Annotated in this window: 27 protein-coding genes; 11 read left to right on the top strand and 16 right to left on the bottom strand. The window is 65.5% G+C overall.

What is annotated here, in order from left to right; genetic code table 11:
• Positions 1-80: 80 nt before the first annotated feature.
• The 11 genes from U1707_RS10790 to U1707_RS10740 all read right to left on the bottom strand — a co-directional run bounded on the left by U1707_RS10790 (position 81) and on the right by U1707_RS10740 (position 7,554).
• Complete coding sequence (locus U1707_RS10790) at positions 81-578, bottom strand: MmcB family DNA repair protein (RefSeq protein ID WP_332800080.1); 498 nt, start codon at positions 576-578, stop codon at positions 81-83.
• 112 nt (positions 579-690) lie between these two features.
• Positions 691-1,305, bottom strand: a complete 615-nt coding sequence (locus U1707_RS10785) for a cell wall hydrolase (protein WP_332800079.1) — start codon at positions 1,303-1,305, stop codon at positions 691-693.
• 189 nt (positions 1,306-1,494) lie between these two features.
• Positions 1,495-1,821 carry a DUF1491 family protein gene (locus tag U1707_RS10780; RefSeq protein ID WP_332800078.1) on the bottom strand — a complete coding sequence of 109 codons (327 nt, stop codon included), beginning with the start codon at positions 1,819-1,821 and terminating at the stop codon, positions 1,495-1,497.
• Complete coding sequence (locus tag U1707_RS10775) at positions 1,818-2,294, bottom strand: PaaI family thioesterase (RefSeq protein ID WP_332800077.1); 477 nt, start codon at positions 2,292-2,294, stop codon at positions 1,818-1,820. The genes U1707_RS10780 and U1707_RS10775 overlap by 4 nt, the downstream gene beginning before the upstream one ends.
• Positions 2,295-2,419: 125 nt before the next feature.
• A complete protein-coding gene (locus tag U1707_RS10770; RefSeq protein WP_332800076.1) occupies positions 2,420-2,887 on the bottom strand; it encodes a PTS sugar transporter subunit IIA in 468 nt (155 codons plus the stop codon).
• A 100-nt stretch (positions 2,888-2,987) separates the two neighbouring features.
• The gene (gene hpf, locus U1707_RS10765; RefSeq protein ID WP_332800075.1) at positions 2,988-3,611 is read right to left on the bottom strand and encodes a ribosome hibernation-promoting factor, HPF/YfiA family; all 624 of its coding nucleotides are present in this window, start codon (positions 3,609-3,611) and stop codon (positions 2,988-2,990) included.
• Between the two features lie 60 nt (positions 3,612-3,671).
• Positions 3,672-4,364, bottom strand: coding sequence for a DNA polymerase III subunit epsilon (gene dnaQ / locus U1707_RS10760; RefSeq protein ID WP_332800074.1), 693 nt, complete (start codon positions 4,362-4,364; stop codon positions 3,672-3,674).
• Between the two features lie 15 nt (positions 4,365-4,379).
• Positions 4,380-4,955, bottom strand: a complete 576-nt coding sequence (gene coaE / locus U1707_RS10755; RefSeq protein ID WP_332800073.1) for a dephospho-CoA kinase — start codon at positions 4,953-4,955, stop codon at positions 4,380-4,382.
• On the bottom strand, positions 4,952-5,773 hold the full coding sequence (locus U1707_RS10750; protein ID WP_332800072.1) for a shikimate dehydrogenase family protein: 822 nt from the start codon (positions 5,771-5,773) through the stop codon (positions 4,952-4,954). Before U1707_RS10750 ends, coaE begins: the two co-directional genes overlap by 4 nt.
• Positions 5,774-6,133: 360 nt before the next feature.
• Complete coding sequence (locus U1707_RS10745) at positions 6,134-6,724, bottom strand: Maf family protein (protein WP_332800071.1); 591 nt, start codon at positions 6,722-6,724, stop codon at positions 6,134-6,136.
• Positions 6,721-7,554 (bottom strand): pyruvate, water dikinase regulatory protein, encoded by an 834-nt coding sequence (locus tag U1707_RS10740; protein WP_332800070.1) that lies wholly within the window; start codon positions 7,552-7,554, stop codon positions 6,721-6,723. Before U1707_RS10740 ends, U1707_RS10745 begins: the two co-directional genes overlap by 4 nt.
• 352 nt (positions 7,555-7,906) lie before the next feature.
• Here U1707_RS10740 and hemE point away from each other — a divergent pair, with 352 nt between their 5' ends.
• From hemE to U1707_RS10715, 5 genes are all read left to right on the top strand, one after another.
• Positions 7,907-8,932 carry a uroporphyrinogen decarboxylase gene (gene hemE / locus U1707_RS10735; RefSeq protein WP_332800482.1) on the top strand — a complete coding sequence of 342 codons (1,026 nt, stop codon included), beginning with the start codon at positions 7,907-7,909 and terminating at the stop codon, positions 8,930-8,932.
• Positions 8,929-9,390: a HemJ family protein gene (locus U1707_RS10730; protein WP_332800069.1), complete on the top strand. Its 462-nt coding sequence runs from the start codon at positions 8,929-8,931 to the stop codon at positions 9,388-9,390. The genes hemE and U1707_RS10730 overlap by 4 nt, the downstream gene beginning before the upstream one ends.
• A gap of 266 nt (positions 9,391-9,656) precedes the next feature.
• Positions 9,657-10,913 carry a transcription termination factor Rho gene (rho, locus tag U1707_RS10725; RefSeq protein ID WP_031395107.1) on the top strand — a complete coding sequence of 419 codons (1,257 nt, stop codon included), beginning with the start codon at positions 9,657-9,659 and terminating at the stop codon, positions 10,911-10,913.
• Positions 10,914-11,018: 105 nt separating this feature from the next.
• Positions 11,019-11,147, top strand: coding sequence for a hypothetical protein (locus U1707_RS10720; protein WP_332800068.1), 129 nt, complete (start codon positions 11,019-11,021; stop codon positions 11,145-11,147).
• 19 nt (positions 11,148-11,166) lie between these two features.
• On the top strand, positions 11,167-11,886 hold the full coding sequence (locus tag U1707_RS10715; RefSeq protein ID WP_332800481.1) for a TerC family protein: 720 nt from the start codon (positions 11,167-11,169) through the stop codon (positions 11,884-11,886).
• Positions 11,887-12,098: 212 nt separating this feature from the next.
• Here the strand turns inward: U1707_RS10715 and U1707_RS10710 are convergent, their stop codons facing one another.
• A complete protein-coding gene (locus U1707_RS10710; protein ID WP_332800067.1) occupies positions 12,099-12,800 on the bottom strand; it encodes a dienelactone hydrolase family protein in 702 nt (233 codons plus the stop codon).
• On the bottom strand, positions 12,797-13,270 hold the full coding sequence (locus U1707_RS10705) for a methylated-DNA--[protein]-cysteine S-methyltransferase (RefSeq protein ID WP_332800066.1): 474 nt from the start codon (positions 13,268-13,270) through the stop codon (positions 12,797-12,799). The genes U1707_RS10710 and U1707_RS10705 overlap by 4 nt, the downstream gene beginning before the upstream one ends.
• A gap of 56 nt (positions 13,271-13,326) precedes the next feature.
• Between U1707_RS10705 and U1707_RS10700 the strand changes: the two genes are divergently transcribed.
• Genes U1707_RS10700 through U1707_RS10675 form a run of 6 tightly spaced genes read left to right on the top strand, consistent with a single transcriptional unit; the run spans position 13,327 to position 19,027 of the window.
• Entirely contained in the window at positions 13,327-13,560 is a 234-nt protein-coding gene (locus U1707_RS10700) for a DUF6489 family protein (RefSeq protein WP_332800065.1), read from the top strand.
• Between the two features lie 7 nt (positions 13,561-13,567).
• Positions 13,568-14,845: a tRNA uridine-5-carboxymethylaminomethyl(34) synthesis GTPase MnmE gene (gene mnmE, locus U1707_RS10695; RefSeq protein WP_332800064.1), complete on the top strand. Its 1,278-nt coding sequence runs from the start codon at positions 13,568-13,570 to the stop codon at positions 14,843-14,845.
• A 54-nt stretch (positions 14,846-14,899) separates the two neighbouring features.
• On the top strand, positions 14,900-16,735 hold the full coding sequence (gene mnmG, locus U1707_RS10690) for a tRNA uridine-5-carboxymethylaminomethyl(34) synthesis enzyme MnmG (protein WP_332800063.1): 1,836 nt from the start codon (positions 14,900-14,902) through the stop codon (positions 16,733-16,735).
• Positions 16,732-17,352 (top strand): 16S rRNA (guanine(527)-N(7))-methyltransferase RsmG, encoded by a 621-nt coding sequence (rsmG, locus tag U1707_RS10685; protein ID WP_332800062.1) that lies wholly within the window; start codon positions 16,732-16,734, stop codon positions 17,350-17,352. Before mnmG ends, rsmG begins: the two co-directional genes overlap by 4 nt.
• A complete protein-coding gene (locus tag U1707_RS10680; protein ID WP_332800061.1) occupies positions 17,349-18,131 on the top strand; it encodes a ParA family protein in 783 nt (260 codons plus the stop codon). Before rsmG ends, U1707_RS10680 begins: the two co-directional genes overlap by 4 nt.
• Positions 18,128-19,027 (top strand): ParB/RepB/Spo0J family partition protein, encoded by a 900-nt coding sequence (locus tag U1707_RS10675; protein WP_332800060.1) that lies wholly within the window; start codon positions 18,128-18,130, stop codon positions 19,025-19,027. The genes U1707_RS10680 and U1707_RS10675 overlap by 4 nt, the downstream gene beginning before the upstream one ends.
• A gap of 284 nt (positions 19,028-19,311) precedes the next feature.
• Here U1707_RS10675 and holA read toward each other — a convergent pair whose 3' ends face one another.
• The 3 genes from holA to leuS are packed head-to-tail and all read right to left on the bottom strand — an operon-like array spanning position 19,312 to position 23,533.
• Complete coding sequence (gene holA / locus U1707_RS10670; protein ID WP_332800059.1) at positions 19,312-20,331, bottom strand: DNA polymerase III subunit delta; 1,020 nt, start codon at positions 20,329-20,331, stop codon at positions 19,312-19,314.
• Positions 20,328-20,858: an LPS assembly lipoprotein LptE gene (lptE, locus tag U1707_RS10665; protein ID WP_332800058.1), complete on the bottom strand. Its 531-nt coding sequence runs from the start codon at positions 20,856-20,858 to the stop codon at positions 20,328-20,330. The genes holA and lptE overlap by 4 nt, the downstream gene beginning before the upstream one ends.
• Positions 20,855-23,533, bottom strand: coding sequence for a leucine--tRNA ligase (gene leuS / locus U1707_RS10660; protein ID WP_332800057.1), 2,679 nt, complete (start codon positions 23,531-23,533; stop codon positions 20,855-20,857). Before leuS ends, lptE begins: the two co-directional genes overlap by 4 nt.
• Positions 23,534-23,537: the final 4 nt, after the last annotated feature.

Raw genomic sequence — 23,537 nt, 5'->3', positions numbered from 1 at the left:
AGCTTGTGAAGCAACGGCTGCACGATACGGAAGCCCACCCCCCCCCCCCCTCCCTTCCAGGGAGGGGATCCGCCAAGCTATCAGAACGCCAATCCGTCCGCATCCGGGTCCATCTGCGCGATCAACCGCCGCGCCGCCCGCCGTGCGAACGCCAGCGTGCCGCGTTTGCGGACATGCGCGGGCAGGGGGATGGTGTGGGCCTCGCGTACGATCGCCGCATCGTAGCGATCGGCGATGATGATCCCGGTTCGCTCGGGCAGGAATGCAGGTCCGGCCAGCGGCCCGACATCGAACCCTGCCGGCACCGCCCAGAAATACCGATCGCAATGCCCGAGATAATCCGGCCATTTGCCGTCACCGAGCAGGTCGGCGCGCGATACCTTGATCTCGACGATGACGATCTGGCCGCGCGCGTCCACCGCCATCAGATCGGCACGACGCCCGCCGTCCAGCGGCACTTCGGTCATCGCGGTAAGATCGTGACGCAACAACATCCGGATCACGCCACGCGCCACGTCGGCGGCGCATAAGGGCGATCCGGGTTCGTCGATGCAGGAGTCCGGCGGCATGTCGAGCATGCGCCGGAAATAGAACAATCCGCGAACGAGGCAAGCTCATTCACGGATTGTGGTCGTTAGTCTCGTCCGGTCGCCAACCGTTCGCTCAGCACGAACGGAGGGGGATATCGTCTCAGCGATAGAAGACGTGGTTGCCGATCGCGGCGACCTTGACCGCGCGAACCGAAGGGCGGCGATCGGGGGTGTTGAAATACAGCGCCTTCTCGGCAGGGCTGTTCCATGCGCTGGCAAGTGCGACCTTGGCGACGGCGATGGCGGTGCGATAGGCGGCACCGCCGGAGATGGTGGGGATCCGACCGCCGCGCACGAAGCTGAACTGGCCGCGCTGCTTGACGACGGCGCAGACGTCGGCCGGGAAACGACCCGACTTGGCGCGATTGATGATGACTTCGGCGACCGCGAGCTGGCCGGTCAGCGGCTCACCCTTGGACTCGAAATAGATCGCACCGGCAAGGCACTGGAGCGAGTCGTCGGCGGCGGCGCTATCCTGCGCGGCAACGGCCTGGGCAAGCGTATCGAATTCTTCGGCTTCGGTGGTCGCAGCGGGCTCGACGGCAGTCTGCTCGACAGGAGCAACGGGCGTTGCGGCTGGAGCGGTCTGCGGAACATTTTGCGGCGAGAGGGCGTTTAGATTTGCGAGAGCGGTAAGATTGACCGCCGGCTTATCGATGCCCGTAGCATGACCCGGAGCGCTGTTGCCCAGCAGGCCGGCGAGAGAGAATGTCATGGCCGCGATCGTCGCGGCCCGCTGAAGTATCGTCATTCAAACTTATTCAGATGCGGTTGGACCGTGGAGTCGATCGTACAAGCCGACCATCCAGGCATCCCCCCGACTGCGTAACTGATCCGGATCGCACCCGTCCCAGCACAACGCCAATCAATGTTGCAATTCCCCTCTATTGGGGGGGCTTTAGAGTCAATCGTCGAGGATCGTTTCAGCGGCGAACCGTTCCGCCGCTGCGATGTCCACCTCGATTACCCATAGATCCGCGTCGCTTGCGCGGCGTCGTCGCCAATAGCCGTCAAGGTCTTCGGCGGGGGTCGAGTCGATCAATGCGGTCCTTCCGTCGGGCCCGATGCCACGCTCCAGCAGGCGGGGAGGCGCCCCCTTGTCGATCGCGATGACCAGAATCGCGCCGCCCTGAGCGTCGCCCTTGGCCATCACCGCACCAAAGCCGCCGGCGTCATTGACGCGGCGAAGCAGGGCGCTGACCAATACGCCGCTGGGCAGCCGACCGCTCATGCCGGCGCGCGATATCCGGGAAGACCGGCAAGCGCGATCCGCGAGCGCATGAACGTGCCCGTTCCGCGCGCCGCCTCTTCGCCCTCTGCATCGATCAATCGCGCATCCGCGACGAACACCCGTCGCTTGCCGCTGATCCAGCGTCCTTCGGCGATCACCGGCCCGACTTTCAGCGGGCGGGTGAGCAGCAGGTTGAACGCGGTCGTCAGCAGGAAGCGATCGGTGACGAGGCTGTTCGACGCATAAAAGGCGGCATCGTCCAGCATCTTGAAATAGCTCGTGCCATGCGCCGCGCCGCCGGCGTGATAATGCCGCTCGTCGATCGTGAAATGGATCCGCGCGACACCCGCCTCGGGGATCTCCAGCGAGGATTCGAAGAACCGGTTGATCGGTGCCTGGGCGTAGAGAGACTCCAAAGCGCGGAAATGTGCGTCGGCGCCTGCTGTGTTGCCTGTGCTCGCGTTGTCAGACATCTGTTTTGCTCGCGAGCAGCCAACTACCGTCATCCTGACGAAAGTCAGGACCCAGGGTACCGAAGGACAGCCCTCCGTGTCTCTGGATCCTGACTTTCGTCAGGATGACGGGGGCGGGGTACAAATCACGCGGCATCCCGCACCTCGTCGGCCGTGAACAGCGCATAGAGCGCATCCGGCGAGCCTGCGCCCCGCAGTTTCTCCAGGAACGCCTTGTCACGCAGCCGACGCGACACGCGCGCGAGTGCTTTGAGATGCACGGCCCCGGCATCGGTCGGCGACAGCAGCATGAAGACCAGGTCGACCGGCAGATCGTCGACCGCCTGGAAGTCTACCGCTTGCGCCAGTCGCACGAACACACCGGTAACCTGTGTGATACCCTCCAGCTTGGTATGCGGGATCGCGACGCCGCCGCCGAACCCGGTCGAGCCGAGTTTCTCTCTCGCACCCAGTCGCTCGGCGATCGTCTTGGCGTCCGCGTCGACGATCTCGGCTGCGATCATCGCGATATGTTGGAACACCGCCTTCTTGTTGGTGGCGATCACGCCCGTCTGCACTGCGTCGGGACGCAGCAAATCGCTGAAATCGGTCATGGTCTTCAATGTCTCAAACGCCCCCGCGCGCGTCCGCCTTAGCGGGTTGCACCGGGGCGTAAAGGCGCGCCCGTCACACGCGCGCCTTTATGGACCTTTCTTACTGGGGAGAGGAGGCGGGGCCAGACGAAGCGGCGCGCTGTGGCTCGACCCAACCGATAGTGCCGTCGCCGCGGCGATAGACCATGTTGTGCGCGCCGGTACCCGCATTCATGAACAGCAGGGCGGCGGTGTTGCGCAGATCGAGCATCATCACGGCATCGGATACGCTCGCTTCGGGAATATCGACGCGGGTTTCGGCGATGATCAGCGGTGCGTCCGCAACATCGTCTTCCTCGACGCTCTCCTGGAACAGCGTGTAGCCGGCGTTTGTCCCCAAACTATCATACCCGTTGCTCTCGGCCATCGCCACGGCTTCGCCGGCATGGCGATCCTTCAGGCGGCGCATGTAGCGGCGGAGCTGCGTCTCGATCTTCGCGGCGGCACCGTCAAAGGCGGCGCGTGCGTCGTACGCGTCGGAATGGCCCTTGAGCACCAAGCCCTTCATGACGTGCGAAACGATGTCGCACTTGAAGCCGGCATCGTGCGGTCCCTTGCCAAACGTGACCTCGGCCGAGATGGCGCGCGAGAAATACTTGTCGGCGATACCCTGGAGTCGGTCTTCCACGTGGCTGTTGAGTGCTTCGCCAGTGTCAACCTGATGACCAGAAATCCGGATATCCATTATCGTCTCCTTGTCGGCGTTACAGTCTCGGGCGGTCCTGTTGGCTCCACCCTGCCAGCGTCATCCGGACGCCACGGCCCCCCAAATCGGATCCTTGATCCCCTTCATAAACGCCGCATGCGCCGCAAGGTCTCCCTCGCTCACTGCGAAAATGCGGGGTGGGCGAACCACCCGAGGCGCTTGTACGACGATCGGAGTCAAAGCGTTGCTGCCGGTGTCGCCGAGCAGGCCGAGGCCGATCTGGCGACCGCCCATCAGCTCGACATAGACCTGCGCCAACAGCTGCGCATCGAGCAGCGCGCCGTGCAGGACGCGGTGGCTGCGATCGATCCCGAAGCGCGAACACAGTGCGTCGAGCGAATGCTTGGCACCGGGATGGCGGCTGCGCGCGATCTGCAGCGTGTCGACCATCCGCTTCATATGGATGATCTGGCGCCCGCACTTGGTCAGCTCACCGTTGAGGAACGAGAAGTCGAAGCCGGCATTGTGCGCGATCATCGGCGCGTCGCCGACGAACTCCAGCAGATCCTCGACCGCATCGGCGAATTTCGGCTTGTCGGCAAGAAACGCCTGGCTGAGCCCGTGGACGTTGAACGCCTCGACCGGCATGTCGCGCTCGGGATGATAATAGGCGTGGAAGGTGCGCCCGGTCTCGACCCGGTTGACCATCTCGACGCAGCCGATTTCGACCATGCGGTCGCCGCCTGAAAAACTGAGGCCGGTGGTTTCGGTATCGAAGACAATCTCACGCATCGATATGGTATCGGCTCAGATTCCCAATGACGCAAGCACCGCCCGGACTTGCGCGCGGGTTTCATCGAAGCTCGTGTCGGTGTGGATGACGTGATCGGCGCGCGCGCGTTTCTCGGAATCGAGCGTCTGGCGGGCGAGGATCGCGGCAAACTTCTCCGCGGTCATGCCGGGGCGGGCGAGGACGCGGATGCGTTGCACATCGGGGGCGGCGGAGACGACGACGATCACGTCGACGTTGCGGTCGCCGCCCGTTTCGAACAGGAGCGGCACGTCGAACACGACTCGCTTGCCGGCATGGGCGGCAAGAAAAGCAGCGCGCTCTTCACCGACCGCCGGGTGGACGATCGCCTCGAGCCGCTTCATCGCCGCATCGTCGCCAAACACCGCAGCGCCGAGCCTGGCCCGGTCGACTGCGCCCTCGACCGTCGTACCGGGAAAGGCGGCTTCGATTGCAGGGACCAGTCGTCCGCCGACGCCCTGCAACAGGTGCACGCTGGCATCCGCATCGAACACAGGCACGCCCTCATCGGTAAACATCGCGGCGACGGCGGATTTGCCCATGCCGATCGAGCCGGTGAGCCCTATGATCATTTGACCAGCAACGCCCGAAGATCATCGTCACGGTCGCGCGGTGGTTCCACGTGGAACAATATCTCGAACGCGACGGCGGCCTGGCCGATCAGCATCTCCAGACCGTCGACGGTTTCCAGGTCGCGCGCGCGCGCGGCTTTCAGCAGACCGGTTTCGAGCGGGGAGTAAACGATGTCGTAGACTAGGGAGTTCGGATCGAGCGCGCCTAGATCGATGTCGAGGGGTGGCTGACCCGTCATGCCCAGCACGCTCGCATTCACAAGTAGTCGCGAGGGCGGGGCGGCAGGACCGATCGGCAGCGCCTGGCCCTTGAGCCCGAAGGTCGACAGCAACGCCGCGCCCTTCAGCGGATTGCGGTTGAGGATCGTCACCGGGCCGACACCCATCCGCGACAGCGCGAACAGGATCGCGCGCGCCGCACCGCCTGCGCCGATCACCGTGACGGGCTGGCCGGCGATGTCGAGGTCGTCGATCGGCGCCCAGAATCCGGCGGCATCGGTGTTGGTGCCGATACAGTCGCCCGCCTGGTTACGGAACACGGTGTTGATCGCGCCGATCGTCCCGCGGACGTCGCCCGGATCGGAGACATGATCGAGCGCGGCGAGCTTGTGCGGCATCGTGATGTTGCACCCGCGCCACGCCGGGTCGGCTTTCCGCTCAGTGAAATAGGCGGGGAGGGCGTCCGCGGTGACGTGTTTGTGGCGATACTCCGCGTCGATCCCGAGCGCGTCGAGCCAGAAGCCGTGGATCAGCGGCGATTTCGACTGCGCGATCGGATCGCCGATCACTTCTGCATAGGGACGGGCGGCTAGGGTCATTTAAAGCTCCATGTTTCCCCGCGAAGGCGGGGATCCAGTCTGGGCACCGGCCTTCGCGGGTGAACAGAGTTTAGTCTAGCGCTTCGGAATTGCCACGCACCGCAGTTACCTCCCACCCGTCATCCCTGCGAAATCTGGGATCTCCCCGTTTGTCGGACGTCACCCGCCCCGTGAGATACCCGCAGCTTCCGCTGGCGCGACGGTTGGGGGCTGGGTCGGGTTGCAACCCATTCCGTCACCCCGGACTTGTTCCGGAGTCCACCGTGCCGCGAACTCACGCCTCTCGATTTTGTGGAACCGTGGATGCCGGAACAAGGCTCTCCCGAGCTTGTCGAAGGGCCCGGCATGACGGGGGAGGGGTTACGTCGGGAGTTCGCCACGTACGCGAAGAAAGTCGAGCACGTTGAGCAGCGGCATGCCAAGTACCGTGAATTGACTCCCCTCGATCTTGGCGAACAGTTGCGCGCCGGGTCCTTCGATCCGGTAGCAGCCAACGCAGCCCGAGATCGCCGGCCATTCCGCATCCAGATACGTTTCGACGAACGCGTCGGACAGCGGGCGGACATGCATCTTGGCGCGCTCGACATGGCGCCATATCGCGTGGCCGTTCTCGGCGATGACCGCGGCGCTCCACAGGTCGTGGCGCTGGCCTGACATCAATCGCAGATGCGCGGCCGCGTCGGCGCGGTCGATCGGCTTGTCGAGGATCGTGCCGTCCTCCAGCGCCACCAGCGAGTCGCTGCCGAGGACGAGATACCCCGGCATCCTGGCCGATACCTTCAGCGCCTTCAGCTCGGCCAGCGCATCCGCGAGATCGCGGGGGGAGAGGTCACGCAACGCCGCCTTCGCCGCATCCTCGTCGACGCCCGCAAAAGTCGCCTCGAACGGTACACCCGCGGCGGCCAGCATCGCGCGACGTGACGCGCTTTGCGAGGCCAGGACCAGGCTCACGCCTCCACCACCGGGACGTCTTCGCTCCGCCGCTGGTTGCACAGCGCGATGATCGCCGCGGCGGTCTCCTCGATCGAGCGACGGGTCACGTCGATCACCGGCCAGCCATTGTCCGCGAACATCCGACGCGCAAACGCCAGTTCGCGCATCACCGCTTCCTCCTCGACATACGACGTGTCGGGCTGCTGGTTGAGCGACAGCAAGCGGTTGCGACGCACCTGAATCAGTCGGTCGGCGCTGGTCGTCAGCCCGACGATCAACGGGTTCTTGAGCCCGTACAGGATCCTCGGCGGTGGGCTTTCGACGACGATCGGTATGTTCGCGGTCTTGTACCCGCGGTTGGCGAGATAGATCGAGGTCGGCGTCTTCGATGAGCGCGATACCCCCGCGAGGACGATGTCGGCCTCTTCCCATTCCTCCCACGCGATCCCGTCGTCATGCGCGATCGTCCACTGGATCGCATCGACGCGCGCGAAATAGGCGGCATCCAGGACATGCTGACGCCCTGGTCGTGCCTTCGCCTGCTGCCCCAGCAACCCCGACAGGGCATCGTTGACCGGGTCGAGCGGCGCCACCGCGGGCAGGCCCAGCGCGATGCAGCGCTGCTCGAGAATCCGCCGCGTCGCCGGGTTCACCAGCGTGAAGATCACCAGCCCGGGGTTCTGCGCGACCTCCTGGAGGATGCGTTCGAGATGCGCTTCGGTACGGACCATCGGCCAGAAATGGCGGACGGTTTCGACGTCGTCATATTGCGCCAGCGCCGCCTTCGCGATGTTCTCCAGCGTCTCGCCGGTCGAGTCCGACAGGAGGTGCAGGTGGAGCCGTATCATCGGGGACTTATCCCCATCGGGCGGGCCGATGCGCGTAGATCTGTGGATAACATGGGGAGAAGGGCTAGCGTAACTCGTGCCCCTCGCCAAGCGACGGGTACGCCGTGGATAACGCCCATTCTATCCACATCCCCGCACACAGGAGCGGAATTTATCCACAGGCTGTGGGTAACGGGGAGCCTTGAATCGAATCAGCGCGTTTGTGCGGGTGCCGAGGGGTCAAGCTGTTGGCATTTCCGGGATCACCGCATAAGTCCCGGGTTCAACCGCCCAACCACTGCAACAACCTATTTCTAGAATCTTCTTATAGTAGAAGAAGGGTGCTCCGCTGACCGATCCGACCTCCAAGAAACTGCCCTCTAAGCCACTATTGGCGACGCTGCGTGGCGAACGTCAGGCCGTGCCGCCGTTGTGGCTCATGCGGCAGGCCGGGCGGTACCTTCCCGAGTATCGCGAACTGCGGGCCGAGAAGGGTGGCTTCCTCGCGCTGGCCACCGATCCCGACGCAGCCGCCGAGGTGACGCTGCAACCAATCCGCCGGTTCGGGTTCGACGGCTCGATCCTGTTTTCCGACATCCTGATGATCCCGTGGGCGCTCGGGCAGGACCTGAGCTTCGGGGTCGGCGAGGGGCCTCGGCTCGAGCCGGCGCTGGTCGACCATGCGCTCGATCGGTTGCAGCCGGTCCCGGATCGGCTGGAGCCGGTCTACGGCACCGTTGCGAAGGTCGCCGCGGCACTACCACCCGAGACGACGTTCCTGGGCTTTGCCGGGTCTCCCTGGACGGTCGCGACCTATATGGTGGCGGGGAAGGGGAGCAAGGACCAGTCCGAGACGCGGCGCTTCGCGTACGGCGACCCGGAGGCGTTCGGCAGGATCATCGATGCGATTGCCGACAACACCGTCGAATATCTCGCGCGACAGATCGAGGCTGGCGTCGACGCGGTGCAGCTGTTCGACAGCTGGTCGGGCTCGCTGTCGCCCGCGCAGTTCGAACGCTGGGTAATCGCGCCGACCGCATCGATCGTCGAGCGCCTGCATTCGCGCTGCCCCGGCGTGCCGATCATCGGCTTTCCGAAAGGGGCGGGGGGCAAGCTTCCGGCTTATGCGCGCGAGACGGGCGTCGATGCGATCGGGCTGGACGAGACGGTCGATCCGGTATGGGCCGATGCGTCGCTGCCAGCGGATATGCCGGTGCAGGGCAATCTCGATCCGCTGGCGCTGATCGCGGGCGGCGCTGATCTGGATGTGGCGGTCGACCGTATCCTGGCGGCGTTCACGGATCGCCCGCACGTCTTCAATCTTGGACACGGCATCCTGCCTGACACGCCGATCGCGCATGTCGAGCAGCTGATCGCCCGCGTTAGGAGCACGACATGAGTGGATTTCTCGGGGCGGCCTATGACTGGGTCAAGGCCGCGCATCTGATCTTCGTGATCTTCTGGATGGCGGGGCTGTTCATGCTCCCGCGCTATCTGGTGTATCATCAGGAGGCGCTGGCGGCCGGCAATGCGGGCGAGGCGGCGAACTGGGTCGAGCGCGAGGCCAAGATCCGTTCGATCATCCTGACGCCGGCGATGATCGTCGTCTGGGTGTTGGGGATCGCGCTGGCGCTGAACCTGGGGCTGGCGGACGGTGCGCCCGGGCTGGGGTGGCTGCACCTGAAGTTGCTGATCGTGTTTCTGCTGACCGGGTATCACGGCTGGACGGTCGGCTATGCGAAGAAGCTCGCCGCGGGGAAGCCCACGCTTACGGGCAAGCAGTTGCGGATGTTGAACGAGATCCCTGCGCTGGCGGTGACGCTGATCGTCGTGCTGGTGATCGTGAAGCCGTTCTGACCGCGTGTTCTCCTGCGAACGCAGGAGCCCAGGGTTACAAGCGATGGCATTCGTGATCCTGGGCCCCTGCGTTCGCAGGGGAACGGTAAGAGCGGTGCTCCCGTCCCCGCTTGACTAATCGCCCCCCCAATTCTAACCCCTTGTCCCAACACGGCCTCCTGGCGTCCTGCCCGGTCGTGACCTGCCAGACTCGTCTCGCCCAGTTCCGCTTCCCAAGCGCACCGCCGACCGAGCGTTCTCCCGTTGATTGCTATCCGGAAATCCCCATGCATCTCAAAGACCTGAAGAAGAAGAAACCCGCCGAGCTGGTCCAGCTGGCCGAGGAACTGGGGGTCGAGAGCGCCTCGACGCTGCGCAAGCAGGACCTGCTGTTCGCGATCCTGAAGGTCCAGGCGGACAATGGCGACCAGATCATGGGGCTCGGCACGATCGAAGTGCTGCCCGATGGCTTCGGCTTCCTGCGCAGCCCGGAGTCGAACTACCTCGCCGGTCCCGACGACATCTATATCTCGCCAAACCAGGTTCGGAAGTTTGGCCTGCGCACCGGCGACACGGTCGAGGGTGAGATCCGCGGGCCGAAGGATGGCGAGCGCTATTTCTCGCTGGTGAAGCTGACCGCGGTCAATTTCGACGATCCCGACGTCGTCCGCCACCGCGTTAATTTCGACAACCTCACGCCGCTCTACCCCGAGAGCAAGCTGACGCTCGATCCCGCCGACCCGACCGTCAAGGACAAGTCGGCGCGCGTGATCGACATCGTATCGCCGCAGGGCAAGGGCCAGCGCACGCTGATCGTCGCACCGCCGCGCGTCGGCAAGACCGTCATGTTGCAGAACATGGCCAAGGCGATCACTGACAACCACCCTGAGGTGTTCCTGATCGTCCTGCTGATCGACGAGCGCCCCGAGGAAGTCACCGACATGCAGCGCAGCGTGAAGGGCGAGGTGGTCAGCTCGACCTTCGACGAACCCGCACAGCGCCACGTGCAGGTCGCTGAAATGGTGATCGAAAAGGCCAAGCGCCTGGTCGAGCACAAGAAGGACGTGGTGATCCTGCTCGACTCGATCACGCGTCTCGGCCGTGCCTACAACACCGTCGTGCCGTCGTCGGGCAAGGTCCTGACCGGTGGTGTCGACGCAAACGCGCTGCAGCGCCCGAAGCGCTTCTTCGGTGCTGCGCGCAACATCGAGGAGGGCGGTTCGCTCTCGATCATCGCCACCGCGCTGATTGATACGGGCAGCCGCATGGACGAGGTGATCTTCGAGGAGTTCAAGGGCACCGGCAACTCGGAAATCGTGCTCGATCGCAAGGTCGCGGACAAGCGCATCTTCCCGGCGCTCGACGTCGGCAAGTCGGGCACCCGCAAGGAAGAGCTGCTGGTCGACAAGGCCAAGCTCAGCAAGATGTGGGTCCTGCGCCGCATCCTGATGCAGATGGGCACGATCGACGCGATGGAGTTCCTGCTCGACAAGATGAAGGATTCGAAGACCAACGAGAATTTCTTCGATTCCATGAATCAATAACCGAGTGCGGCCTGCTGCAAGCTGCAGCAGGACTCGCACCGGTTCGGCCGGCGGGGGCGCGAGCCTCCGACCGACGACATGGGCCCAACTTAATAGAGGGGGCCCATGTTCGCCAAGAAGACCGAAGCAAAAGCGGCACGCGAGAGCATGGCTTTCGCGTGCCGCTTTGCTATTAAACCCTACGTAAACCGTCACCACCGCTCGCCGCTGGTGACCCACGTCACCGGGAGCTGACATCTTGAGTATCATAGCCATGCTGGCCGCCGCCGCATCGGGAGTCGCCGGACCCGGCTCGCCGCTGGACATCTGGCATCACGTCGTCGCCGACTTCTCGAACCTCGGCGATCCGAAGGCGCTGGCCGCGTTCGGGTCGGTCCTGATGATCGATCTCGTCCTGGCGGGCGACAATGCGATCGTCGTCGGCGCACTCGCCGCCGGGCTTCCCGCCGAACAGCGCAAGAAGGTCATCCTGATCGGGATCGGCGCGGCGCTCGTGCTGCGTATCTTCTTCGCGCTGATCGTCACGTGGCTGATGGGCATCGTCGGGCTGATCTTTGCGGGTGGCCTGCTGCTGCTGTGGGTGTGCTGGAAATTCTGGCGTGAAATCCGCGAGGGCGCGCACAACGCAGGCTCCGAGGAGATCGAAGGCGACGAACGCTCGGGTCTCCGCTCGTCGAAGGGGTTTGCAAGCGCCGCGTGGGCGGTTGCCGTCGCCGACGTGTCGATGAGCCTCGACAACGTTCTGGCGGTCGCCGGTGCGGCACGCGAGCATCCCGGCATCCTCGTCATCGGCCTGCTGCTGTCGGTCGCGATGATGGGTCTCGCCGCGAACTACATCGCGCGTATCATCAACCGCTATCGCTGGATCGCGTATATCGGCCTCGCAGTGATCCTCGTGGTTGCGATCAAGATGATCTACGAAGGCTGGGTCGGCACCGGTGACACGCTCGGGATCATCACGCTGCTGCGCTGATCCGCTGATCGCGTCGCTGCGGTATAGAAAAGGCCTCGCCGGTATCGTCCGGCGAGGCCTTTTTCATGTCTCCGCGCATGCCCTCGTCATGCCGGGCCCTTCGACACGCTCAGGAGAGCCTTGTTCCGGCATCCACCGTTCCGCACGTTCGGTAGTCGTGAGTGCGCGGAACCGTGGACCCCGGAACAAGTCCGGGGTGACGATGGCGGGGGTTAGCTAAGGTTCTCCGCGAAGAACTTTGCCGTTCGTTCATCTGCCAGCTTCGCTGACGCGTCAGACCGGCGCTCGCCGAACTCGGTCGCGAAGCCGTGATCCTCGCGGGGGTAATCGTAGATCGTCACCTTGGGGTGATCGTCGAGCCCGGCATGCATTGCTGCCTGTGCGTCCTTGTCGACGAAGTGATCCTCCTCCGGCACGTGCAGCAGCACCGGGTGCGCGATCGCGTGCTTCTCGCCGAGCAGGCCGTCGATCCCGACGCCGTAATAACCGACGCTCGCATCCACATCGGTACGCGCCGCCGTCATGAACGCCAGCCGCCCGCCGAGGCAGTAGCCCACCACGCCAACCTTGCTGCTATCGCCGAGCTCGGCACGCGCGGCGCGGATCGTGGCCTCGATATCTGCCACGCCCTTGTCCTGATCGAACTGTCCCATCAGTCCGAGCGCGCGATCGAACTCCGGCTTGATATCCGGATCGAGCTCGATGCCGTGCTCCAGCCGCCAGAACAGGTCGGGCGCGATCGCCAGATAGCCGGCTTCGGCGAGCGTATCGCACTTGCGACGGATACCCGCGTTCACGCCAAAGATTTCCTGGATCACGATGATCGCTGCTTTGGGCGTGCCCGCCGGCGTGGCGCGATACGCCGTGAATTCGCCATCGCCCGCGAGCGTCGCGATACTGGTCGTGTTCGTCATAACAATCCTCCTTGCGGCCGTTCGTGGTCGAGCAGCCTGGATTTGGTGATGGGGCCGTTGCCCGCGGAATACGCACCAAGCGCCCCGCCGGCTCCGAGGATACGGTGACAGGGGACGACGATCGGAAACGGATTGCGCGCACACGCCTGGCCGATCGCACGCGGGCTGGACCCGATCGCCCTCGCAAGCGCACCGTAACTTGCGGTTTCGCCATACGCGATGTCGACGATCCCCTGACGCAGGACCGTGCCACGTTTGGTAGGCGAGGGGGACAGGGGCAGGTCGAACGCCGTCAGTCGCCCAGCGAAATAGGCTTCGAGCTGCTCGATCGCCTCCCGGATCGCCGGCGCATCACTCGAAACGACATCGCCCGTCGCCAGGATCTCGATCGCGTCGATCCGGTCCTCAGAGCCGGTCACGCGGACCAATCCGATTGGCGTTGCGATCGAGGCTGCATCGCGCGCATACATTGCCAAGCTATGCAGCGCGCGGATGGGCGGCTCAAGCGCCATCTGGGACGCAGTACATGAAGATGAATATCGAGATCGAATGCACCCCGGAAGAGGCGCGTCGCGCGGTGGGTCTGCCCGACCTGACGCCGATTCACGATCGCTATGTCGCGATGATGATGGACGCGATTCCGGACGGCCAGATGAAGCCCGAGATGCTCGAATCGATGATGCGCGGCTGGCAGCCGATGGGCGAGGCGGGGATGGCGATGTGGAAACGGATGTTCGACACTGCGACCAAGAACGGCTGAGTTTCACGTGGAAACGATCTTCGCGGTATCGAGCGGGCGCCCGCCCGCGGCGATCGCCGTCGTCCGGATAAGCGGACCGCAGGCGTTCGCCGCCGCCGAGGCTCTGGCGGGGCGGTTGCCTGAAGCCCGTCATGCAAGTCTCCGCGGACTGCGCGACGCTGATGGCGGGTTGCTCGACCGCGCGCTCGTGATCGTCTTCCCCGGCCCCGGGACCGCAACGGGCGAGGATCTGGTCGAGCTTCACTGCCACGGCGGTCGTGCGGTGATTGCCGCCGTCGAACGCGCACTGTCCGTGTTATCCGGTCTTCGTCATGCCGAACCCGGTGAGTTTACGCGCCGCGCGCTGACCAACGGCCGCATCGACCTGACCGAGGCGGAGGGTCTCGCCGACCTGCTCGAGGCCGAAACCGAAGGGCAGCGCGTCGCGGCGATGACGGCCGCCGAAGGGCGCGTCAGCCAAGCGGTGCGCGCGTGGATGGATTCCGTCGCGATGCTGTCCGCGCGTATCGAGGCGTTGCTCGACTTCGCGGACGAGGACGACGTGGCGAGCGATACCGCCGCGTTCGACGCGATCGTCGCGGAGATCGATGCGCTCGCCGTTGAGATCGAAGCGGTGGTCGATGCCCCGCCGGTCGAGCGCCTGAAGGACGGCTTGCGCGTCGTTATCGGCGGTCCGCCCAACAGCGGCAAGTCGACGCTGCTCAACCTGCTCGGCGAGCGCGATGCGGCGATCGTGTCGCCGATTTCCGGTACCACGCGCGATCGGATCGAGGTGCCGGTTATCCGGGACGGCATCGCCTATGTGCTGACGGATACCGCCGGCCTGATCGATACGCTGGACCCGGTCGAGGCCATCGGCGTGACTCGCGCCGAGGTTGCGCTCGCCGCGGCGGACATCGTCCTATGGCTGGCGGACGCGCCACCGCCCCGCGCCGACGCAATCTGGATACACGCGCGGGCGGACCTGGCGGGGCGGGGGGATACTCCCGCCGGGCGTGCGCTTGCGATAGCGCAAACCGATCGCAGTTCGCTTGACCGGCTCTGGGCGGCATTGCACCAGCGGGCGACGACGATGCTTCCCCGCAGCGATGGCATCGCCCTCAAGCAGCATCAACGGCGTCAGTGCGGGATGGCGGCCGATGCGCTGCGATACCGGAGTTCGGATGCGTTGATCGTCGCCGAGCATTTGCGCCAGGCCCGGGCGATCCTTGCCACCGTTTTGGGCCTTGATGCGACCGGCACCATGCTCGACGCCCTGTTCGGACGTTTCTGCATCGGTAAGTGATGTTCCACGTGGAACATCTTTGACGCACCCGTTGCGTCACTCTAGGGCGATGACATGTTCGATGTAGTGGTGGTTGGCGGTGGCCATGCCGGGACCGAAGCCGCAGCCGCGGCGGCGCGCAGGGGCGCGCGCACGGCGCTCGTGTCGTTCGACGCCGCGCATATCGGCGCGATGTCATGCAATCCGGCGATCGGTGGGCTTGGAAAAGGTCACATGGTTCGCGAGGTTGATGCGTTCGACGGGCTGATCGGTCGCGCTGCCGATGCGGCGGCGATCCACTATCGCATGCTCAATCGCAGCAAGGGCTCGGCGGTACAGGGGCCCCGCATTCAGGCGGACCGCCGTCTCTATTCGGGTGCGATCCGGACGATGCTGGGGCTGACCGAAGGGCTCGCGATCGTCGAAGGCGAGGCGACCGCGCTGCATCTCGACGGGGATCGCGTGGCCGGCGTCGTGCTTGCCGACGGCTCGATCATCGCGGCGCGAGCGGTCGTGCTCGCGACGGGCACGTTCCTCGGTGGCCGCATCTTCCGCGGCGACGATCGCGAGGAAGGCGGCAGGATCGGCGAGCGTGCGGCCAAGCCGTTGGCCGATCAGTTGCGCGCCCGCGACTTGCCGATGGCCCGGCTGAAGACGGGGACGCCGCCTCGCCTCGACGGTCGGACCATCGACTGGGGCGTCCTTGCCGAACAGCCGTCCGACCTCGATCCCTGGACGATGTCGCCGATGACGAAGGGCCGACCGCTTCCCCAGATCGCCTGCGCCATCACCCGGACGACCGATCGCACGCACGCCCTCATTCGCGAGGCCTTCCACCGATCGCCCTTGTTCACCGGCGCGATCGAGGCGGCGGGCCCGCGCTATTGTCCGTCGATCGAGGACAAGGTCCACCGCTTCGGCGATCGCGACGGGCATCAGGTGTTTCTCGAACCCGAGGGATTGGACGACGCGACGGTCTATCCCAACGGCTTGTCCACCTCGCTCCCGGTCGAGGTCCAGGCCGAGATGCTCGCCAGTATCCCCGGCCTCGAACGCGTGACGATGACGATGCCAGGCTATGCGGTCGAGTATGACTATATCGATCCGCGCGCACTCGACACGCGGCTGGCGCTCGGTGCCATCGAAGGCGTGTTCTGCGCAGGCCAGATCAACGGCACGACCGGCTATGAGGAAGCGGCAGGGCAGGGACTCGTCGCCGGCCTCAACGCCGCGGCCCATGCGTGTGATCTAGCGCCGGTGATTCTCGACCGCGCCTCCAGCTACCTCGGCGTGATGATCGACGACCTCACACTGCAGGGCGTGACCGAGCCGTATAGGATGCTGACCGCGCGGGCCGAGTTCCGCCTGTCGCTGCGAGCGGACAATGCCGAGACTCGACTGGGCGGCGTAGCTGAAGCGGCCGGGTGCCTCGGACCGGATCGTCTGGCCCACCAGCATGCTTTGGCGGAACATCGCGCGCGCTTCCGATCGGCACTCGACTGCGAGCGGACTGCTACCCACGTCGCCGATCAGGGCGTCGCAATCGGTCGTGACGGCGCAAGGCGGACGGCGTTCGATTGGCTTCGGTTCGAGGGTGTCAGGCTCGCGCATGTCGCGCCGGACGCAGCGGCGGGAATCCCGGCGGCGGTCGTTGACGAAGTGTTAGAGGACGCGCGCTACGCTCCTTATATCGAGCGGCAGGCGCAAGAGGTCGCGCGGCTGCGGACCGACGAGGCGATTCGCTTGCCGGAGGACTTCGCCTATGACCGCGTGCCGGGGCTGTCGAACGAGATGGTTGATCGCTTGAGCAGCGCGCGTCCGACCTCGCTCGCAGCGGCGGCGCGGGTGCGGGGGATTACGCCGGCGGCATTGTCGGCGGTGTTATTGCATACGAAACGAGTGCCAGCATGACCGAAGACGACGCACAGGCCTGGGTCACCGACCGGTTCGGCATCGAGGTTACCGAACGAGTTGCTGCGTTCGTCGCGATGGTCGTCGAGGAGGCACCGCATCAGAACCTGATCGCCCCCTCGACGATCCCGACGATCTGGGACCGGCACGTGGTGGATTCGCTTCAACTCGTGGCCCTCGCAGGGGCGGACACATCTGCGAAGCGCTGGCTCGATATCGGTACCGGCGGAGGTTTTCCCGGCATGGTTGTCGCGCTGGTTCGGGAGGGTCCGGTCGACCTAGTCGAGCCGCGCCGACGCCGTGCCGACTTTCTCCAGCTCTGCGTCGCGCGTCTGGGGCTGGGTGATCAGGTCCGCGTCCATGCTTCGAAAGTCGAGAACGCGACGGCGGACGCGGCGATCATTTCCGCGCGCGCGGTCGCATCGCTGCAAAACCTTTTGCGTGGTGCCGCGCACTGCGCCACAACGCAGACGCGGTGGCTTCTTCCTCGGGGGCGTTTCGATGAGGAAGAGTTGGCCGCGCTCAAGCAGAATTGGCGGTTTATGTTCCACGTGGAACAAAGCGTCACGAACCCGGAGTCGTCGATCGTGGTTCTGGATCGGGTAAGCGCGCGATGATCACCATCGCGGTCGCCAATCAGAAGGGCGGGGTGGGCAAGACCACCAGTGCCATCAACCTCGCGACCGCGCTGGCCGCCACAGGCATGCGCGTGCTGCTGGTCGATCTCGATCCGCAGGGCAACGCCTCGACCGGGCTTGGCATCGGCCATTCGCAGCGCGAGCGGTCGAGTTACGACGTGCTGATCGGCGAGACGTCGATCGACGATGCGGTCGTCCACACCCGCGTGCCGCGGCTCGATATCGTGCCGGCGACGGTGGACCTGTCGGGTGCGGAAATCGAGCTGGTCGATTTCGACGCGCGTACGCACCGCCTCGATCGCGCGATGAAGGTCGCACGCGGACCGTGGGATATCGCGCTGATCGATTGCCCACCGTCGCTCGGGCTTCTGACCATCAATGCGATGGTGGCCGCCGACTCGTTGCTCGTGCCGCTGCAATGCGAGTTTTTCGCGCTCGAAGGGCTGTCGCAATTGCTCAGCACGGTCGAGCGCATCCGCCAGCGCTTCAATCCTGGCCTGTCGATCCTCGGCGTGGCGCTGACGATGTTCGACCGGCGCAACCGTCTGACGGACCAGGTCTCGGCCGACGTTCGCGCCGTGCTGGGGAAAGTGGTGTTCGAGACCGTGATCCCGCGCAACGTGCGGCTGTCCGAGGCACCGAGCCACGGTCTGCCCGCGTTGATCTACGATCACCGGTGTTCGGGGTCGCAGGCGTATATCGCGCTCGCCCGCGAACTTATCGGCCGGCTCCCCGCGACCGCGCAGGCAGCGGCATGAGCGACGGTAACAAACGCGGTCGTCCGGGGCTGGGCAGGGGGCTCAACGCGCTGCTCGGCGAGATGGCGCGCGAGACCCCGGTATCGGCAGAGGGCAAGGCGCAGCAGTCGTCGGGCGTGCGGATGCTGCCGGTCAGTTCGCTGTCCCCGCATCCCGATCAGCCGCGACGCCATTTCGACGAGGCGATGCTCGACGAACTCGCGGCGTCGATCGCCTCGCGCGGATTGATCCAGCCGATCGTCGTTCGGCCGCATGGCCACGACTATCAGATCGTGGCGGGCGAGCGGCGCTGGCGGGCGGCGCAGCGTGCGCGGCTGCACGAGGTACCGGTCGTCGTCCGCGACTTCGACGATGCCGAGACGCTCGAGATCGCGCTGATCGAGAACATTCAGCGCGAGGACCTCAACGCAATCGAGGAAGCGCAGGCGTATCAGCGTCTGGCGGGCGAATATGGTCATACGCAGGAGGTCCTCGCCAAGATCGTCCACAAGTCACGCAGTCATGTCGCGAACCTGCTGCGGTTGCTGGAGCTACCGGCACAGGTGCAGTCGCAGGTGGTCGATGGATCGCTGTCGATGGGCCATGCGCGGGCTTTGCTGGGATCGCCCGACGTGGAATCGCTGGCCGATCAGGTCGTGTCGCGCGGGCTGTCGGTACGCGAGACGGAGAAGCTGGCGCGCGATGCCAAGCCTGGGCGGAACCGTAGTGGCGGTGGGTCATCGCAACCTCGGGTGCCGGATGCGGATATCGCAGCGCTGGAGCGGCAGTTGGCGGATCTGCTCGGGTTGCAGGTCCGCGTTGCGCATACCGAGACGGGGGGCACGTTGACGTTGAATTACTCGACGTTGGACCAGCTCGATATGGTCTGCCAGCGGCTTACGGGTGGGGCGATCTAGATCGCAGGGCACTTGCCCCAATTGCCCCGCCCGTTCGTGCTGAGCGAAGTCGAAGCACCTGCGCGCGGGACCATCCTTCGACTTCGCTCAGGACTAACGGGTGAAGGGAGAACTTAAGAGGGGGACCGCTCACACCCTCCGTCATCCCGGCGCACGCCGGGACCCATGGACAGGGCGTGCTCTCTCATGAGGCGGACCGCAACCATGGGTCCCGGCTTCCGCCGGGATGACGAGGGGTGGTGTTGGAAGAAGGACAACGGCGAGATTAAGCGCGTTGCCAGGAGTCAGTTTCGCCGTGCGATCGCCTGGGATAGCGCCACCACCGCCGCTTCTGCCACCACGCCGCCAGCATTCCCGGACGCCATGATCGCACGCTCGGCCGTCCGCACGCGCTGGATCGCGGTTGCAAGCATAGTCGGGGTCCAGCGGCGGAGCGACCGCGCGGTGCTGGCTTCTTCCTTGAAGAACACCCGGTGGCGTTTCATCACTGCGTCAACCGCTTCGCCCCGGTCGATCTCGCCGCGCATGTCGGCGAGCGCAATCAGCCGGCGGACAAGTTGGCGGAGCCACGGGATCGGCGAGGTGCCGGCCTCTTCGAGCACCGCGAGTTCGGCACCGAGATCATCGACCCGGCCTTCGATGACGGCGTCGATCGCGCGGCTCATTTCCGCATCGCCGAGGTCTGCGCCGACCGCATCGAGCGCGTGATGATCGAGGTCCGCGGGGCGATCGGGTGCGGCGTCGAGGTACAAAGCGAGCTTCTCGATCTCTTGCGAAATGACGGCGCGGTCGCCCCCGGTCGTATCGACCAGGCGGCGGGCGACGCCGGGGGCGGGGCGCAGGCCGTTCTCGCTCGCGATCGTCGTTGCGAGGCGTTCGGCGTCCTGCGCGGTCGGGGCGTAGCAGGCGAACGCCATTGCGCGCGGCGAGTCGATCGCGAGCTTGACGATCTTGGCGGTGGATTTGACGGTCGGGGCGATCGCGACGACCGGGTTGCCGACGCGCTCGGCCGCCAGGAGGTTGGTGAACGCTTCGAGGCTTTCCTCGCCGGCCGACGCGACGCGGACGAACCTTGCGCCGGCGAACAACGATAGCGAGGCGGCTTCGTCGGTCAGCCGGCCGGGGTCGCTCTTGAGTGTCGAGCCGTCGAGATCGACACGCTCGGCATCCGCGCCCATCGCCTTGGCGAGGACGCGGGCGAGGTCGCTTGCGCCTGCCTCGTCGGGGCCGTGGAGCAGGTACAGGCGGATGTCGCCGCCCGGCTTGGCCAGCGCACCGCGGATCTGGCCGGCGCTGGCCTTCACTTGGCGGGCGTAGTCGCCTGCGCCGCTGCGACCGCGGGCGTGTTGCGCGCATACAGCGCAACGCGGGCGACGATCTGGTCGGCGACGATCTGCGACAGGCGTTCGAGCGCGGTGTTCTCGGCGGCGATCGTCGCATATTCCGAGCGGACGACGTCAATGCCGGCGTCGGAGCCCGCAGTCGCGTCGAGCAACACCGAATTGTCGCCGATCCGCACGAGCTGATAGCGCGCGCGCAGCGTCCGGCGTTCGCGCGAGACGCTGTCATCGGTGCGGACGCCGAGGCCGCTGATCTGGTCGTCGAGGCGGATATCGATCCGGTAGAGCGCGGGCGCGCCGTTCGACGGCAGGCGATCGCGCAGAGCGGTGGCCATCAGCCAGCCGTTCTTGCCCGCGATCGGCGCGATCTCGACCTGTCCGAGCGCGCCCGCGACCGGTCCGCTGCTGCCGCCCGCATAGAGCGGGTGCAGGCCGCAGCCGGACAGCGCGGGGGCCAGCGCCAACGCGCTGAGGATCGCAAGGCGCTTCATGCGACGATGTTCACGAGACGGTCGGGCACGACGATCACTTTCCGGGGCGGCTTGCCCTCGAGCAGGCGGACGATCTTCTCGGAGGCGAGCGCGGCGGCTTCGACCTCGTCCTTAGGCGCGCCCTTGGGGAAGACGAGCGTGTCGCGCAGCTTGCCGTTGACCTGCACCGCGATCGTGACCTCGTCGTCGACCAGCATCGCCGGATCGACGATCGGCCAGGCGGCATCGGCAATCAGGCCGTCGTTTCCGGCGGTCGCCCAGGCTTCCTCGGCGACGTGCGGGACCATCGGGCTGACGAGCAGCAGCAACGTGCGAACCGCCTGTTCGCGATCCGCGGAGGGCGCTGCCTTTTCGATCGCGCTGCACAGTGAGTAGAGCCGCGCGACCGCCTTGTTGAACTGCAAGGCGTTGATATCGTTCTCGATACCTACGGTGGTGCGGTGACAGAGTTTGCGTAAGCCGATGTCTTTGCCCTCGGCCTTTGCTGCGTCATCGGACTCGATCAGGCGCCAGAGACGCTGGACGAACCGCCACGCGCCTTCGATGCCGGATTCACTCCAGGGGAGATCGCGTTCGGGCGGCGAGTCGGAGAGCACGAACCAGCGCACCGCGTCGGCGCCGTACTGGTCGACGATCGGCTCGGGATCGACGGTGTTCTTCTTCGACTTCGACATTTTCGTCACGCGACCGACCGTCACGGGGCCTCCGGTTGCGATCTCGATATACCCTGTATCGGTCTTGCGGACCTCATCCGGAGACAGCCACTTCGTCTTCACCGGCGCGTCGCTTGAATCGTCGTCGTCGGTGTCGGCCTCCGGCTGCGCGTCGCCGGCGTCGCCTCGGCTATACGTCTCGTGCGTGACCATGCCTTGCGTGAACAGCCCGGCGAACGGCTCGGCAATGTCGAGCATGCCGATATGCTTCAGCGCGCGGGTCCAGAACCGCGCGTAGAGCAGGTGCAGGATCGCATGCTCGACGCCGCCGATATACTGGTTGACCGGCAGCCACTTCTCCGCGCCGGTCCGGTCGAACGGCTTGGCGTCCGGCTGGCTGGCGAAGCGGATGAAATACCACGACGAATCGACGAACGTGTCGAGCGTATCGGTCTCGCGTCGCGCATCACCGCCGCAGGACGGGCAAGGGACGTGCTTCCAGGTCGGATGACGATCGAGCGGGTTGCCGGGGATGTCGAACGACACGTCCTCGGGCAGCACGATCGGCAGCTGGTCCTTGGGCACCGGCACTGCACCGCACGCGTCGCAATGGATGATCGGGATCGGCGTGCCCCAGTAACGCTGGCGGCTGACGCCCCAGTCGCGCAGGCGGAACACGGTCGTACCCTTGCCCCAGCCTTCGCCCTCGGCGCGCTCGATCACGGTGCGCTTGGCGTCCTCGATGTCTAGCCCATCGAGGAAGTGCGAGTTCACCAGATTGCCGGCGCCGGTCCAGGCGGTGTCGCCGACGAACACGGGGGCCTCGTCATCGCCTTCGCTGACGACGCGCTTGACGGGCAGGTCGTATTTGCGCGCGAAATCGAGATCGCGCTGGTCGTGGGCTGGCACGCCGAACACCGCGCCGGTGCCGTATTCCATCAGCACGAAGTTCGCGATGTAGACGGGAAGGTGCCAAGCCTTATCAAGCGGATGCACCGCACGCAGACCGGTGTCGAAGCCGAGCTTTTCCTGCGTGTCGAGTTCCGCCGCGGTGGTGCCGCCACGCTTGCAGAGTTCGATGAAGGCTGCGGCGTCGGGGTTCGTCTCGGCGATGGCGCGCGCGATCGGGTGATCGGCGGCGACCGCGACGAAGCTGGAGCCGAACATCGTGTCGGGGCGGGTGGTGAAGACCTCGACCGACTCGATTCCCATCCCTGAAAGGGAGGGGTTAGGGGTGGGTTGCTCTCGTAGGACTGCTGCGTCCGCCTCGGGCCGACCCACCCCCGGCCCCTCCCTTCCAGGGAGGGGGGAAGTCAGCGCGAACTTGAACTGCAGGCCCTGGCTGCGGCCGATCCAGTTTTCCTGCATCAGCTTGACCCTGTCCGGCCAATGCTCGAGCGCGCCGAGGCCGTCGACCAGCTCGTCGGCGAAGTCGGTGATCTTCAGAAACCACTGCGACAGTTTCCGCCGCTCGACCAGCGCGCCGGAGCGCCAGCCGCGACCATCGATCACCTGTTCGTTGGCAAGCACGGTCATGTCGACCGGGTCCCAGTTTACTGCCGATTCCTTGCGGTACACGAGTCCCGCCGCGAACAGGTCGAGGAACAGCGCCTGCTCGTGGCCGTAATATTCAGGCTCGCACGTCGCCAGCTCGCGCGTCCAGTCGAGCGCGAAACCGAGGCGCTTCAGCTGCGCCTTCATCGTCGCGATGTTGGCGCGCGTCCAGCTGCCCGGATGCACGCCCTTTTCCATCGCCGCGTTTTCGGCGGGCATGCCGAACGCGTCCCAGCCCATCGGATGAAGCACTTCCATGCCCTTCATCCGACGAAACCGCGCGAGCACGTCGCCCATCGTGTAGTTCCGGACATGCCCCATATGGATGCGCCCCGACGGATAGGGGAACATCTCGAGCACGTACGAGCGCGGCTTGGTCGACAGGTCGTCGGCGGCGAACGTCTTGCGCTCGTCCCAGACCTTCTGCCACGCCGCGTCCGCCTTCAACGCATTGAAACGCGACGCCATTATG

The organism is Sphingomonas sandaracina, from assembly GCF_036663695.1.
GTDB lineage: Bacteria > Pseudomonadota > Alphaproteobacteria > Sphingomonadales > Sphingomonadaceae > Sphingomonas.
This window is presented reverse-complemented; position numbering and strand designations above follow the sequence as displayed.

What these genes read in the sequence shown, in the direction of transcription:
- U1707_RS10715 (WP_332800481.1), top strand. Translation starts at nt 11,167, where the DNA reads ATGCTGGCCGCCGCCGCATCGGGAGTCGCCGGACCCGGCTCGCCGCTG.
- U1707_RS10700 (WP_332800065.1), top strand. Translation starts at nt 13,327, where the DNA reads ATGAAGATGAATATCGAGATCGAATGCACCCCGGAAGAGGCGCGTCGC.
- coaE (WP_332800073.1), bottom strand. Translation starts at nt 4,955, where the DNA reads ATGATCATAGGGCTCACCGGCTCGATCGGCATGGGCAAATCCGCCGTC.
- rho (WP_031395107.1), top strand. Translation starts at nt 9,657, where the DNA reads ATGCATCTCAAAGACCTGAAGAAGAAGAAACCCGCCGAGCTGGTCCAG.
- U1707_RS10785 (WP_332800079.1), bottom strand. Translation starts at nt 1,305, where the DNA reads ATGACATTCTCTCTCGCCGGCCTGCTGGGCAACAGCGCTCCGGGTCAT.
- U1707_RS10705 (WP_332800066.1), bottom strand. Translation starts at nt 13,270, where the DNA reads ATGTATGCGCGCGATGCAGCCTCGATCGCAACGCCAATCGGATTGGTC.
- U1707_RS10770 (WP_332800076.1), bottom strand. Translation starts at nt 2,887, where the DNA reads ATGACCGATTTCAGCGATTTGCTGCGTCCCGACGCAGTGCAGACGGGC.
- U1707_RS10740 (WP_332800070.1), bottom strand. Translation starts at nt 7,554, where the DNA reads ATGATACGGCTCCACCTGCACCTCCTGTCGGACTCGACCGGCGAGACG.
- U1707_RS10675 (WP_332800060.1), top strand. Translation starts at nt 18,128, where the DNA reads ATGAGCGACGGTAACAAACGCGGTCGTCCGGGGCTGGGCAGGGGGCTC.
- U1707_RS10780 (WP_332800078.1), bottom strand. Translation starts at nt 1,821, where the DNA reads ATGAGCGGTCGGCTGCCCAGCGGCGTATTGGTCAGCGCCCTGCTTCGC.
- U1707_RS10750 (WP_332800072.1), bottom strand. Translation starts at nt 5,773, where the DNA reads ATGACCCTAGCCGCCCGTCCCTATGCAGAAGTGATCGGCGATCCGATC.
- U1707_RS10775 (WP_332800077.1), bottom strand. Translation starts at nt 2,294, where the DNA reads ATGTCTGACAACGCGAGCACAGGCAACACAGCAGGCGCCGACGCACAT.
- U1707_RS10680 (WP_332800061.1), top strand. Translation starts at nt 17,349, where the DNA reads ATGATCACCATCGCGGTCGCCAATCAGAAGGGCGGGGTGGGCAAGACC.
- leuS (WP_332800057.1), bottom strand. Translation starts at nt 23,533, where the DNA reads ATGGCGTCGCGTTTCAATGCGTTGAAGGCGGACGCGGCGTGGCAGAAG.
- lptE (WP_332800058.1), bottom strand. Translation starts at nt 20,858, where the DNA reads ATGAAGCGCCTTGCGATCCTCAGCGCGTTGGCGCTGGCCCCCGCGCTG.
- mnmG (WP_332800063.1), top strand. Translation starts at nt 14,900, where the DNA reads ATGTTCGATGTAGTGGTGGTTGGCGGTGGCCATGCCGGGACCGAAGCC.
- U1707_RS10790 (WP_332800080.1), bottom strand. Translation starts at nt 578, where the DNA reads ATGCTCGACATGCCGCCGGACTCCTGCATCGACGAACCCGGATCGCCC.
- rsmG (WP_332800062.1), top strand. Translation starts at nt 16,732, where the DNA reads ATGACCGAAGACGACGCACAGGCCTGGGTCACCGACCGGTTCGGCATC.
- U1707_RS10710 (WP_332800067.1), bottom strand. Translation starts at nt 12,800, where the DNA reads ATGACGAACACGACCAGTATCGCGACGCTCGCGGGCGATGGCGAATTC.
- dnaQ (WP_332800074.1), bottom strand. Translation starts at nt 4,364, where the DNA reads ATGCGTGAGATTGTCTTCGATACCGAAACCACCGGCCTCAGTTTTTCA.
- U1707_RS10730 (WP_332800069.1), top strand. Translation starts at nt 8,929, where the DNA reads ATGAGTGGATTTCTCGGGGCGGCCTATGACTGGGTCAAGGCCGCGCAT.
- hpf (WP_332800075.1), bottom strand. Translation starts at nt 3,611, where the DNA reads ATGGATATCCGGATTTCTGGTCATCAGGTTGACACTGGCGAAGCACTC.
- U1707_RS10720 (WP_332800068.1), top strand. Translation starts at nt 11,019, where the DNA reads ATGTTCGCCAAGAAGACCGAAGCAAAAGCGGCACGCGAGAGCATGGCT.